Source organism: Streptomyces aureocirculatus (genome assembly GCF_000720475.1).
In the GTDB taxonomy this organism is placed as follows: Bacteria; Actinomycetota; Actinomycetes; order Streptomycetales; family Streptomycetaceae; genus Streptomyces; species Streptomyces aureocirculatus.
In genome coordinates this window covers 157619-169355 of sequence record NZ_JOAP01000005.1, presented here as the reverse complement: position 1 = coordinate 169355, position 11737 = coordinate 157619, and the positions used below count along the sequence as shown (strand labels likewise).

Genomic DNA, 11737 nt, shown 5'->3' with positions numbered 1-11737 from the left:
TCATGACCACCCTGCAGAGCGGCCCCGCCTTCCCGGCCCTCGGTACGCCCCCGGCCGCCGGCAGCGCGCCGAGCCGCGCCGAGACCCGCGACCGTCTTTCCAAGGCGTCCTACGACCTCCTGGTGATCGGTGGCGGAATCCTGGGCATCTCCACCGCCTGGCATGCCGCGCAGTCGGGTCTCAGGGTGGCCCTGGTGGACGCCGGCGACTTCGCCGGCGCCACCTCCTCCGCCTCCTCCAAGCTCCTCCACGGCGGTCTGCGCTACCTGCAGACCGGCGCGGTGAAGCTGGTCGCGGAGAACCACTTCGAGCGGCGTGCGGTGTCCCGTCAGGTGGCACCGCACCTCGCCAACCCGCTCACCTTCTACCTGCCGGTCTACAAGGGCGGCCCGCACGGCGCCGCCAAGCTCGGCGCGGGCGTCTTCGCCTACAGCGCGCTCTCCGCGTTCGGCGACGGCGTCGGCCACCTGCTCTCCCCCGCCAAGGCGGCGCAGGACGTGCCGGAGCTGCGCACCGACAACCTGAAGGCCGTGGCCGTGTACGGCGACGACCAGATGAACGACGCCCGCATGGCCCTGATGACGGTCCGCGCCGCCGCCGAGGCCGGTGCCGCCGTCCTCAACCACGCCGAGGTCACCGGCCTGCGCTTCACCGGCGGCCGGGTCACCGGAGCGGACCTCAAGGACCGCGTGGACGGCGCCGAGTTCGGTGTGAACGCCCGCCTGGTCCTGAACGCGACCGGCCCCTGGGTCGACCACCTGCGCAAGATGGAGAACCCGGACTCGGCACCCTCCATCCGCCTCTCCAAGGGCGCGCACCTGGTCCTCAAGCGCACCGCCCCCTGGAAGGCCGCGCTCGCCACGCCGATAGACAAGTACCGCATCACGTTCGCCCTGCCCTGGGAGGACATGCTGCTGCTCGGCACGACCGACGAGGAGTACGAGGGCGACCCGGCCGACGTCCGCGTCACCGAGGCCGACACCGCGCAGATCCTGGACGAGGCCGCGTTCTCCATCCGCGACCAGCAGCTCTCCCGCGACCTGATCACGTACTCCTTCGCGGGTCTGCGGGTGCTGCCCGGTGGCCCGGGCGACACCTCCAAGGCCAAGCGCGAGACGGTCGTCACCGAGGGCCGCGGCGGCATGCTGTCGGTCGCGGGCGGCAAGTGGACGACGTTCCGTCACATCGGCCGTACGGTCATGAAGAAGCTCGAGTCGCTCCCCGGCCACCCGCTCGGTGGGGCCGGCGAGGACTTCGTGCCGATCTCCGAGCTGCCGAAGAAGCTGCCGCTGCCCGGCATCGCCAACCCGCGCGCGGTCGCCCACCGCCTCCTCGTGGACGGCCCGGCCCCCGGCCCGCGCATGGCGCCCGACACCGCGCGCCACCTGGCCACGCACTACGGCTCCCTGTCCTTCGACATCGCCCGCCTGGCGAACGAGAACCCGGAGCTGGCCGAGCGCGTCCACCCCGACGCGCCGGAGATCTGGGCCCAGGTCGTGTACGCCCGCGACAACGAGTGGGCCGAGACGGCTGACGACGTGCTGCGCCGCCGTACGACGCTGACGATCCGGGGCCTTGCCACGGACGAGATCCGCGGCAAGGTCGAGGACCTGCTGGGCAAGAAGAGCTGAGCCCTTAGCAGTTGGTGAGGGTTGGTAAGGGGCGATCGCCATGGCGACCGCCCCTTACGCATGCCGGTGGGGTTACGATCCGCAGCGGCGTGGGGGGCCTCGCGGGGCGCCCCAGACCCGCCCCTTCACCGAAACTGGGGGCTCTGCCCCCAGACCCCCGCTCCTCAATCGCCGGAGGGGCTATAGATAGCCCGTCCGGCGATTGAGGACGAGCCGCGAAGCGGCGATCAGCGGGGGTCCAGGGGGCGGCAGCCCCCGGTTTCGGGAAAGGGGCGGGACTGGGGCGCACCGCGAGGCCCACCCACGCCCGCCCCCCAAGCCCCGACCAGGAGCCCCGGATGACGTCGACCGCTCAAGAGACCCTGCCCATCTCGGGCATCCCCCGCACCGGCCTCCCCGCCCACGCGATCGTCGTCGGCGACCCCGCCCGCGCCGCGGCGGTCGCCGACCTCCTGGACGACGCCAAGGAGGTCTCGTACCACCGCGAGTACCGCACCTTCACCGGAACCTGGCAGGGCCTGCCGGTCGTTGTGTCGTCGCACGGCGTGGGCGCGCCGGGGGCCCTGTGCCTCTTCCAGGAGCTGGCCGAAGCAGGTGTGACGCACTTCATCCGGCTCGGTACGGCGGGCGCGATCCGGCCCGGCGTCGGGGACGGCGATCTGGTCATCGCGGACGCGGCGGTGCGCGACGACGGCGTGACCCAGCAGCTCATCCCGGCCGAGTACCCGGCGTTCGCCGCGCCGGAGGCGGTGCTCGCTCTGCAGCGCGCGGCCCGCGCGGCGCACGCCCCGTTCCACCGTGGCGTGGTGTGGACCCGGGCGGCCTTCCAGTCGGGCTTCCTGCCGCTGCCCGCCGACGTCTACGAGCGGGCCGGGATCGCCGCGATCGAGATGGAGCTCTCGGCGCTGTACGTGTTCGCCTCGACGCGCGGCCTGCTCGCGGGCGGCGCGCTCGTCGTCGACGGCGCCAACGCCGACGACCTGGTCGACGAGGAGGCCACCGGCGGCTACGACCCGCACCGCTCCGTGGTCGCCGACGGGGTCGCCCGCGGCGCCCGGATAACCTTGGACGCACTGCGCCTGCTGGCCGCCGACGACGCCGGGCTGCCCGCGCAGCGAACGCCCGCCCCGTAGCCGTCCCCCGCACCGTCATCACCCCTTGAGGCGCAGCCCCTGGTAGCGGCCTCGGCCCCCTCCACATGGAACGGAACGCATGCTTCCCCTTGATCTCCTCGTCCACGGCGGCGACGTCCTCACCGTCGACGCGTCCGGCACCGTCGTCCCCGACGGCGCGGTCGCCGTGCGTGCCGGTGAGATCGTCGAGGTCGGCCCCGCGGCGCGGCTGCGTGCCGCGTACACGGCGACCGAGGAGATCGACGCGCGCGGGTGTCTGGTCCTGCCGGGCCTCATCAACACGCACACGCACCTGGCGATGACGCTGCTGCGCGGCTCCGCCGACGACCTGACGCTCCAGGGCTTCCTGGAGCGCGTCATCCCTCGCGAGGCCGAGCTGCTCTCCCCCGAGACGGTCGCGGCGGGCATCCGGGCGGCGATCGCGGAGTCCATACGCGGCGGGGTGACGGCCGCCCTTGACATGTACTGGTTCCATGAGGCGGCCGAGGAGGTGGCCCGCGCGGCCGGGTGGCGGCTGCTGACGGGGCCGACGTTCATGGATGTCCCGGAGCCGCCGGACGGCCGCCCCTACGCGGACCGGCTCGGCTGGGCCGACGCCCACCTGGCCGCCCGCACCCCGGCGCCGGGCACCCGGCCGGTGGTGTTCGCCCACTCCGCGTACACCCTGGCGCCCGAGCAGCTCACCGCGATCGCCTCGCTGGCCCGCGCGCACGGCGCGCTGCTGCACCTGCACGCCGCCGAGAACAGCACCGAGGTGGCGACCGTCACCGAGCTGCACGGCATGCGGCCCGTCGAACTCCTCGACTCGCTCGGCGTGCTCGGCCCGGACACCCTCCTCGCGCACGCCGTCGACCTGACCGACGCCGAGATCACGGCGCTCGCCCGCACGGGCACGGCAGTCGCGCACTGCCCGGTGTCCAACCTCAAGCTGGGCTGCGGCATAGCGCGGGTGCCGGATCTGACGGCGGCGGGCGTCACCGTGGGCCTGGGCACGGACGGCGCGGTGAGCTCCAACACGCTCGACCTGCTCGGCGCGGTGCGGATGGCCGCGCTCGTGCACAAGGCGGGCGGCGATCCGACGGCCGTGGGGGCCGAGCAGGCCGTACGGATGGCCACCATCGAGTCCGCGCGGGCCCTCGGGCTCGGCGAGCAGCTCGGTTCCCTGGAGCCGGGCAAACGCGCCGACCTGGTCGTCGTCGGCCTGGACCGCCCGCACCTGGCGCCCCCGCACGACCCGTACTCGACACTCGCGTACGCCGCCGGCGCCGCCGACGTGCGCGACACCGTCGTGGACGGCCGCGTCCTGATGCGCGAGTGGACCCTGCGTACCGTCGACGAGCGCCAGGCCGTCCGCGGTCTGCGCGACGCGGTGGGCGCCCCGCTCCCCCGCCCCCGCACCACCCCCGAGAACCTGACCGGAAAAAACGTCAGCACATGAGCTCCGAACCCACCCGCGGCTTCACCGGCCGCGCCCGCGCCGCCGACCGCGACCCGCGCCTGCCCCCGGGGCAGTACGACGCCCGCGACGGCTGGCCCGTCCTTTCCGCCGAGGTCACGCCGCGCCTGGCGGCCGCCGACTGGACGTTCCGCGTCGACGGTCTCGTGGCGCGTCCGCGCACCTGGACCTGGGACGAGGCGCACGCGCTTCCCGCGTCCGAGTACCGGGGCGACATCCACTGCGTGACGAGCTGGTCCAAGTTCGGGGTGCGCTTCGGCGGTGTGAGCCTGGACGCGTTCCTCGGCGCCGCCGAGCCGTCGGCCGTGGCCACGCATGTCGTCGCGTACTCCCACACCGGCTACACCGCGGGCCTGCCGCTCGCCGATGTGAGCGGCGGCCGGGCGTGGATCGTCTGGGAGTACGACGGCGCGCCGCTGCCGCCCGAGCACGGCGGGCCCGCCCGCCTGATCGTCCCGCACCTGTACTTCTGGAAGAGCGCCAAGTGGATCGCGGGCCTCACCCTCCTCGACCACGAAGAGCCGGGCTTCTGGGAGCAGAACGGCTACCACCACCGGGGCGACCCGTGGCGCGAGCAGCGGTACGCGGGGGACTGAGCCCATGGACAGGTCCTTCGTGCCCCCGACCGCCTTCGCCGTCCCCGGCCGCATCGCCGTGAGCAGCCGATCGGCGTCCCTGTGGCAGCCCGCCCTCATCACGGAGATCCGCCGCGAGACGCCCGCCGCCTCGACGTTCCGGCTCAAGGTGCCCGACTGGCAGGGCCACCTGCCGGGCCAGCACCTGATGCTGCGGCTCACCGCGCCGGACGGGTACGTCGCCCAACGCCACTACTCGCTGGCGTCCGCGCCCGACGAGAGCGGCGAGATCGAGCTGACCCTCGACCACGCGCCGGGCGGCGAGGTGTCCGGGCATCTGCACACCGTCGCGTGCGTCGGCGACACCGTGGAGGTGCGCGGCCCGCTGTCCGGTTTCTTCGCCTGGCCCGGTGACCGGCCCGCGCTGCTGCTCGGGGCGGGCTCCGGCGTCGTACCGCTGATGTCGATGATCCGCCACCACCGCCGCGCGGGTCTGACCGTGCCGCTGCGCCTGATCGTCTCTGCACGCACCCGTACGGATCTGATCTACGCGGACGAGTACGGCGACGAGACCACGGCCGTCCTCACCCGTACCGAAGGCCGCCTGAACGCCGGGCACTTGGCCCCTCACCTGGGGGCCGGGCAGCCCGACGGCGGCTGGGAGGCGTACATCTGCGGCTCCAACGGTTTCGCCGAGCACGCCTCACGGCTCCTGGTGGACGGCGGCCAGCCGGTGGACAGGATCAGGATCGAACGCTTCGGCTGAACCTCCTGCTCGGCGACGGCGGCGGTGGCGGGGCCTGGGCGACGGTGCACGTCGCGAGCGTGGAGCAGTGGCTGCGCTTCACCTTGTGAAGCATGCGTGACGGGCAGTTGACCTGGGCAGTGATCCCGGCACTCGGCGCCGCCGGGGGGCTGCGGAGGGCCCCGCGGGACGCCGTAAGGTTGGGGCGTACTTATGAGGAGAACGTCGGAAGGAGGCCTGGGTGATCGAGCTCGAGGGGGTACCCGAGCTGATCGACCCGGTCATGGTGGCCGCGTTCGAGGGCTGGAACGACGCCGGCGACGCCGCCTCCACCGCGGTCGCGCATCTCGACAAGGAGTGGAAGGGCGAGGTGTTCGCGGCGCTGGACGCCGAGGACTACTACGACTTCCAGGTCAACCGTCCCACGGTGTGGCTCGACGGCGGTGTGCGGAAGATCACCTGGCCGACGACCCGGCTCTCGGTGGTCCGCGTCGGCGGTGCGAAGCCGCGGGACCTCGTCCTGGTGCGGGGCATCGAGCCGTCCATGCGCTGGCGTTCGTTCTGCAACGAACTGCTCGGCTTCGCCCACGAGCTGGGCGTGGAGCTGGTCGTGATCATGGGCGCGCTGCTCGGTGACACACCGCACACCCGTCCGGTCCCGGTCAGCGGCGTCACATCGGACGCGGATCTGGCGCGCACCATGGACCTGGAGGAGACCAAGTACGAGGGCCCGACGGGCATCGTCGGCATTCTCCAGGAGGCGTGCACGCACGCGGGCGTCCCTGCGGTCAGCCTGTGGGCGGCCGTGCCGCACTACGTCTCGCAGCCGCCGAACCCGAAGGCGACGCTCGCGCTCCTCAACCGCCTGGAGGACCTGATCGACCTCAGGATCCCGCTGGGCGAGCTGGCGGAGGACGCGCGCGCCTGGCAGTTGGGCGTCGACCAGCTCGCCGCCGAGGACAGCGAGGTCGCCGAGTACGTCCAGTCCCTGGAGGAGGCGCGGGACACCGCGGAGCTTCCGGAGGCGTCCGGCGAAGCCATCGCGCGGGAGTTCGAGCGGTATCTCCGGCGGCGTGACGGCGGCGGGCCCGGCCAGGTCGCGGGCTCGGGTCCGGGCGGCCCGGGGTCCGTGGGCGGGCCCGGCCAGTTGGGCGGGCATGCCACGGACGGCGGCGAGGGTGCGGCCTATCTGCGCGACGCCCCGAGCGACCGCACCCGCCCTCCGAAGCCGCAGCCGCGACCCGGGGCGGGTACGGATGCCTCGGCCGGGGGCGCGGGCGGCGACCCGCGTGCGGGTTCCGCGCCCGGTGACGCCTCCGCCGACGCGGAGGGCACCGAGGACGCTGACGCACGGCCCGCCGCCGGTACCGATGCCGCGCCGAGCCAGGATTCCGGCACCCCGGCACTGGGCGGTCCGGACGGACCGAACAGCTCGGACGGACCGGACAGGCCGGACGGACCGGGCAAGGCCTCCGGCAAGAACGCCCGGGAGGACGCCGAAAACGGCACCGGCAGCAACGACAGCGGCGGCGCGAGCGACGTCGGCAGCGGCGGCGACAGCGGCAGCAGCGCGGGCGGTGACAGCAGCGGCGGCGCGGACGGCGGCAGCACCAGCGCGGACGGCGGCAGCGACAGCGGCGCGGAAAGCGACAGCGGCGCGGACGGCGGCAGCGGCGCGGACGGCGGCAGCAGCAGCGCAGACGGTGGCAGCGGCAGCGGCAGCGCGAACGACACCGGCGGCGCGGACCGTGGCCGGAGTGAGGCCGCGACCGACGATTCCTCGTCAGGAGATTCCTCCGAGGACTAGCCCGGGGGAGCACACGACGCCCTCCCCCGGCCCGCCCCCCGGCATACGATCCGGCCCAGCCGGAACCACAGCCCGGACGAGACCGGGACAGGCTCCCGACCCCGGGCCAGAAGCAGGGCCCGAAGCGAGGCTGAACCGAGGCCAGGACCAAGGCCCGACCCACGGCCAGGGCCAAGGCCCGAACCGAGGCCCGGCCCAGGGCCAGGACCAAGGCCAAGCCCGGCCCGGCCCGGCCCGGGGCACGGCACGTCGGCCGAGGCACACAGGGGCGACACCCGCGAGGGTGTCGCCCCTTCTCGTTGCCCAAGGCTCAGCTCAACACAACCGCCCCGCACGCCTTTGGCCGGTATGAGGCGTGACACGGGTTTCTTGATGAATTGCACACGTTTCCCAACTCAACTTGATTTCAAACTCTGTTGGGCGAAAAGGGTCTGGACGAGTGGGCGCGGCGGTAGCAGGGTGTGCAGCGACCGGAAGGCAGGCGGGACGCGGGACCGAAGGGAGCGGTGGAGCGATGACCGACCAGGTGCAGCGGGGCAGCGACCCCGGGGGCAGCGGCCCGGGACCCGACGGCGCGGGGTTCACCTACCGTGGCGCCGAGCAGGAGCTCATTCTCGTGGCCCGGCCCGAGGCCCAACTGCGCGCCCAGGAGCAGGGCGTCCGCTCGGCCACGGGCTCCGACGTGACCGCCCTGAACATGTTCCTGACTGATGAACAACTCACCCTGGAGCCGCTGTTCGGCAGCGAGGACCGGCTCCGGGCAGCCATGCCCGAGCAGGCGGACGACGTACCCGACCTGGCGCTCTTCTACCGGGTGCGGGGCGGCGAGGACCGCGCCGACGAACTGCGCGCGCGGATGGCCGCGCTGCCGGGCATCGACACCGCGTACGTGAAACCGGGCGCCGTGCCCGCCACGCTCGGCCGGGCCGGGCATGAGGGCAGCACCGGCGAGCCGGACGAGACCCGGCGCCGCAAGGAGGGCATGCCCGTCACACCGGACTTCAGCGGCCGGCAGGGCTATCTGCGCCCGGCGCCCGAGGGCGTGGACGCGTACTGGGCCTGGCAGCGGCTCGGCGGTGGCGGCGACGGCGTGACCGTCATCGACATCGAGGGCGCCTGGCAGCTCAGCCACGAGGACTTGACGGCGAAGCTCGCCGGCGTCGTGATCGGGACACCCGTCCAGGACCTCGCCTGGCGCAACCACGGCACCGCCGTGCTCGGCGTCATCGCCGGTGACCGCAACACGTTCGGCATCACCGGCATCGCGCCGGACACCGCGACGGCGGCCGCGTCCTTCATGCCGTCCGGCACGGCGGCGACCATCCACGCCGCGGCGGACCGGCTCGCGCCGGGCGACGTCATCCTCGTCCAACTGCACCGTCCTGGTCCGAAGTGCGAGTTCGAGGCGCGCGACGACCAGAAGGGGTACATCGCCCTCGAATGGTGGCCGGACGACTTCGCCGCGGTGCGCTACGCGACGGCGAAGGGCGTCATCGTGGTCGGCGCCGCGGGCAACGGGTCGGAGTCCCTTGACGACGCGGTGTACGAGCGCCGTCCCGACGAGTTCCCGTCGTGGTGGCGCAACCCGTTCAACCCCTCCAATCCGTCGTCCGACGCCGTCCTTGTGGGCGCGGGCGCACCGCCGCCCGGCACCCACGGCCGCGACCACGGCCCGGACCGCTCGCGGCTCGCGTTCTCCAACTACGGTGCGCGCGTGGACGCCCAGGGCTGGGGCCGCGAGACCACGACCACCGGCGGCTTCTGGAACCAGCCGGGCGATCTGCAGGGCGGCGTGGACGAGATCGCCTGGTACACGGACACGTTCTCCGGCACCTCATCGGCGTCCCCGGTCGTCGCCGGCGCCGTCGCCGCGCTCCAGGGCATGCTCAAGGCCGCGGGCCAGCAGCCGATGACGTCGTCACGGGCGCGCGCGCTGCTGCGGGCCACCGGCTCGCCCCAGCAGGACGCGCCGGGCCGTCCCGCCTCCCAGCGGATCGGCAACCGCCCCGACATCAAGGCGGCGGTCACCAAGCTGCTGCCGTCGGCGGTGGGTTCGGGCCGCGCCGAACGCTACTGGGACGAACTGATCCCGTACCCGCCCGAACTGCCGCCGCGGCTGCGTCTGTACGTGGCCGGTGAGTGGCGGAACCTGAACAATCCCACGCCCGAGATCCGCCATGCGGTGCACGCCGCCTTCGGCGGAGGCGCACCCGACGTACGCGTGTGGTTCTCGGACGAGGAGGTCGTGGGCCTGGTCGTCACGGGCTGAACCACGCGCGTCGGAACGCACCGAAGGAAGACATCAACGACCGACCATTGACGGAAGGTGGCACCCGCATGAGCACCACCCCGCAGATGAGTCAGCAGGGCCAGCAGGGCCAGCAGTACGGACAGCAGCAGGGCTACGGCCAGCAGCAGCACCAGCAGGGCCCGAGCACCGCGCCTCCGCAGCAGGGCCAGATCGGGCAGCAAGGCCAGATCGGGCAGCAGGGCCAGCAGCGGCAGATCGGTCAGCAGGGCCAGATCGGCCAGCAGCAGTTCCCCGGCCAGCAGGGACAGCAGCAGTTCCCGGGCCAGCAGGGGCAGCCCGGCCAGCAGCAGATGCAGCAGATCCCCCCGCAACTGCGCCAGCAGATGCAACAGCTCGGCCAGCAGCAGCCGTTCCAGCAGTTGCTCCAGCAGTTCGGGCAGCAGCAGGTCCCGCAGGCGCAGGCCCCCGAGATCTCCACGCAGGCACTCTCCGGCGCTGTCGCCGAGAGCTTCTGGGACGTCGTCCAGCCCCTCCCCGGCCAGGCCGCACTGCTGTACCTGCACGTGGACGGCGAGTGGCGCGTGTACATCAACCCCGACGACCGCACCCGCGACCAGGTACAGGAGGCGTTCGGGTACGGGCAGCCGGTGATCGGCTACTACGACACCAACAACCCGGGTCTGCTGCTCGCGATCGTGATCACCAGGTAGCGGCCCGTCCGGTGACGGCACAACCGATGGCGGCACATCCGGTGCCGCGTACCCGCGGCTGAGCCGTCCCGCGACACCGCGGCGCCGGGCGGAGTCCTTCCCGTCCGGCGCCGCTTCTCACGTCCCTGCCGGGCGAGGCCTACAGCGCGACGCCGAGCAGCGCGTCCACGGCGCGCGACACGACTCCCGGGGCGCCCTCGTCCGTGCCGCCGTCGGCGGTCTGGCGGGCGGCCCAGCGGTCGACGGCGGCCAGTGCGGCGGGCGCGTCCAGGTCCTCGGCGAGGGCCTCGCGGATCTCCGCGATGAGAGTCTCGGCCGCGGGCCCGTCGGGCCGGGACACGGCGGCGCGCCAGCGGGCGAGGCGCTCCACGGCGTCCTGGAGTACCTGGTCGGTCCACTCCCAGTCGGCGCGGTAGTGGTGCGAGAGCAGCGCGAGGCGGATCGCGGCCGGGTCCACGCCGTCGCGGCGCAGCTTGGAGACGAAGACCAGGTTGCCCTTGGACTTGGACATCTTGGCGCCGTCGAGAGCGACCATCCCCGCGTGTACGTACGCCTTGGCGAAGGGGTGTTCGCCGGTCAGGGCCTGCGCGTGCGACGCGCCCATCTCGTGGTGCGGGAACACCAGGTCGGAGCCGCCGCCCTGCACGTCGAAGCCCATGCCGAGGTGGTCGAGGGCGATCGCGACGCACTCGATGTGCCAGCCGGGCCTGCCGCGGCCGAGGGAGGCGCCGTCCCAGCTCGGCTCGCCCTCGCGGGCCGCCATCCACAGCATCGGGTCGAGCGGGTTCTTCTTGCCCGCGCGGTCCGGGTCGCCGCCGCGCTCGGCGGAGAGCAGCCGCATGGCGGCGGCGTCGAGCCCCGACACCTCGCCGAAGTGCGGGTCGGACTCGACGGAGAAGTAGACGTCGCCTTCGAGCTCATAGGCGGCGCCCATGTCCCGCAGCCGCTCGACGAGCGGGACGATGCCCGGTATCGCCTCGACGGCGCCGACGTACTGCTGCGGCGGGAGCAGCCGCAGGGCGGTCATGTCCTCACGGAACAGCGCGGTCTCGCTCTCCGCGAGGTCGGCCCAGTCCTTGCCGTCCCGCTTGGCCCGCTCCAGGAGCGGATCGTCCACGTCCGTCACGTTCTGCACGTAATGAACCTGCCGCTTGGTGTCGAGCCACACGCGTTGCACGAGGTCGAACGCGTTGTAGGTCGCCGCGTGACCTATGTGGGTCGCATCGTACGGAGTGATGCCGCAGACGTAGATGCGGGCGACGGGACCGGGGTCCAGGGTGACGAGGCCACCGGACGCGGTGTCGTGGATCCGGAGATCGCGGCCCTTGCCGGGCAGGGCGGGAACCTCAGAAGCGGGCCAGGCATACATGCCTTGAGCGTAACCGGACGCGCCATCCACATACGACCCGGGGCAACGAGATCTTCGACA

8 protein-coding genes and 1 pseudogene are annotated in these 11737 nt (G+C 73.2%); 8 read left to right on the top strand and 1 reads right to left on the bottom strand.

The window, feature by feature from the left end:
• Positions 1 to 2 precede the first annotated feature (2 nt).
• From IG78_RS0106015 to IG78_RS0105980, 8 genes and pseudogenes are all read left to right on the top strand, one after another.
• The gene (locus tag IG78_RS0106015) at positions 3 to 1631 is read left to right on the top strand and encodes a glycerol-3-phosphate dehydrogenase/oxidase (RefSeq protein WP_030560248.1); all 1629 of its coding nucleotides are present in this window, start codon (positions 3 to 5) and stop codon (positions 1629 to 1631) included.
• Positions 1632 to 1969: 338 nt separating this feature from the next.
• Positions 1970 to 2764, top strand: a complete 795-nt coding sequence (locus IG78_RS0106010) for a phosphorylase family protein (RefSeq protein WP_030560247.1) — start codon at positions 1970 to 1972, stop codon at positions 2762 to 2764.
• A 79-nt stretch (positions 2765 to 2843) separates the two neighbouring features.
• Positions 2844 to 4202: an amidohydrolase gene (locus IG78_RS0106005; RefSeq protein ID WP_030560245.1), complete on the top strand. Its 1359-nt coding sequence runs from the start codon at positions 2844 to 2846 to the stop codon at positions 4200 to 4202.
• Positions 4199 to 4816, top strand: a complete 618-nt coding sequence (locus IG78_RS0106000) for a sulfite oxidase-like oxidoreductase (protein ID WP_030560244.1) — start codon at positions 4199 to 4201, stop codon at positions 4814 to 4816. Before IG78_RS0106005 ends, IG78_RS0106000 begins: the two co-directional genes overlap by 4 nt.
• Positions 4817 to 4820: 4 nt before the next feature.
• A complete protein-coding gene (locus tag IG78_RS0105995; RefSeq protein WP_030560242.1) occupies positions 4821 to 5561 on the top strand; it encodes a ferredoxin reductase in 741 nt (246 codons plus the stop codon).
• 220 nt (positions 5562 to 5781) lie between these two features.
• Positions 5782 to 6807: pseudogene (locus tag IG78_RS0105990) on the top strand (PAC2 family protein); the annotation flags it as partial.
• Between the two features lie 1054 nt (positions 6808 to 7861).
• The gene (locus IG78_RS0105985; RefSeq protein WP_030560240.1) at positions 7862 to 9616 is read left to right on the top strand and encodes a S8 family peptidase; all 1755 of its coding nucleotides are present in this window, start codon (positions 7862 to 7864) and stop codon (positions 9614 to 9616) included.
• A gap of 68 nt (positions 9617 to 9684) precedes the next feature.
• Positions 9685 to 10308 carry a hypothetical protein gene (locus tag IG78_RS0105980; RefSeq protein ID WP_030560238.1) on the top strand — a complete coding sequence of 208 codons (624 nt, stop codon included), beginning with the start codon at positions 9685 to 9687 and terminating at the stop codon, positions 10306 to 10308.
• 139 nt (positions 10309 to 10447) lie between these two features.
• On the opposite strand, the gene mshC is transcribed toward IG78_RS0105980, so the two are convergent.
• On the bottom strand, positions 10448 to 11677 hold the full coding sequence (gene mshC / locus IG78_RS0105975; protein WP_030560237.1) for a cysteine--1-D-myo-inosityl 2-amino-2-deoxy-alpha-D-glucopyranoside ligase: 1230 nt from the start codon (positions 11675 to 11677) through the stop codon (positions 10448 to 10450).
• Between the last annotated feature and the right edge of the window lie 60 nt (positions 11678 to 11737).

Excerpts from the sequence above, each read along its gene's own strand:
- IG78_RS0106005 (WP_030560245.1), top strand. The coding sequence starts at position 2,844 with ATGCTTCCCCTTGATCTCCTCGTCCACGGCGGCGACGTCCTCACCGTC.
- IG78_RS0105985 (WP_030560240.1), top strand. The coding sequence starts at position 7,862 with ATGACCGACCAGGTGCAGCGGGGCAGCGACCCCGGGGGCAGCGGCCCG.
- IG78_RS0106010 (WP_030560247.1), top strand. The coding sequence starts at position 1,970 with ATGACGTCGACCGCTCAAGAGACCCTGCCCATCTCGGGCATCCCCCGC.
- mshC (WP_030560237.1), bottom strand. The coding sequence starts at position 11,677 with ATGTATGCCTGGCCCGCTTCTGAGGTTCCCGCCCTGCCCGGCAAGGGC.
- IG78_RS0106000 (WP_030560244.1), top strand. The coding sequence starts at position 4,199 with ATGAGCTCCGAACCCACCCGCGGCTTCACCGGCCGCGCCCGCGCCGCC.
- IG78_RS0106015 (WP_030560248.1), top strand. The coding sequence starts at position 3 with ATGACCACCCTGCAGAGCGGCCCCGCCTTCCCGGCCCTCGGTACGCCC.
- IG78_RS0105980 (WP_030560238.1), top strand. The coding sequence starts at position 9,685 with ATGAGCACCACCCCGCAGATGAGTCAGCAGGGCCAGCAGGGCCAGCAG.
- IG78_RS0105995 (WP_030560242.1), top strand. The coding sequence starts at position 4,821 with ATGGACAGGTCCTTCGTGCCCCCGACCGCCTTCGCCGTCCCCGGCCGC.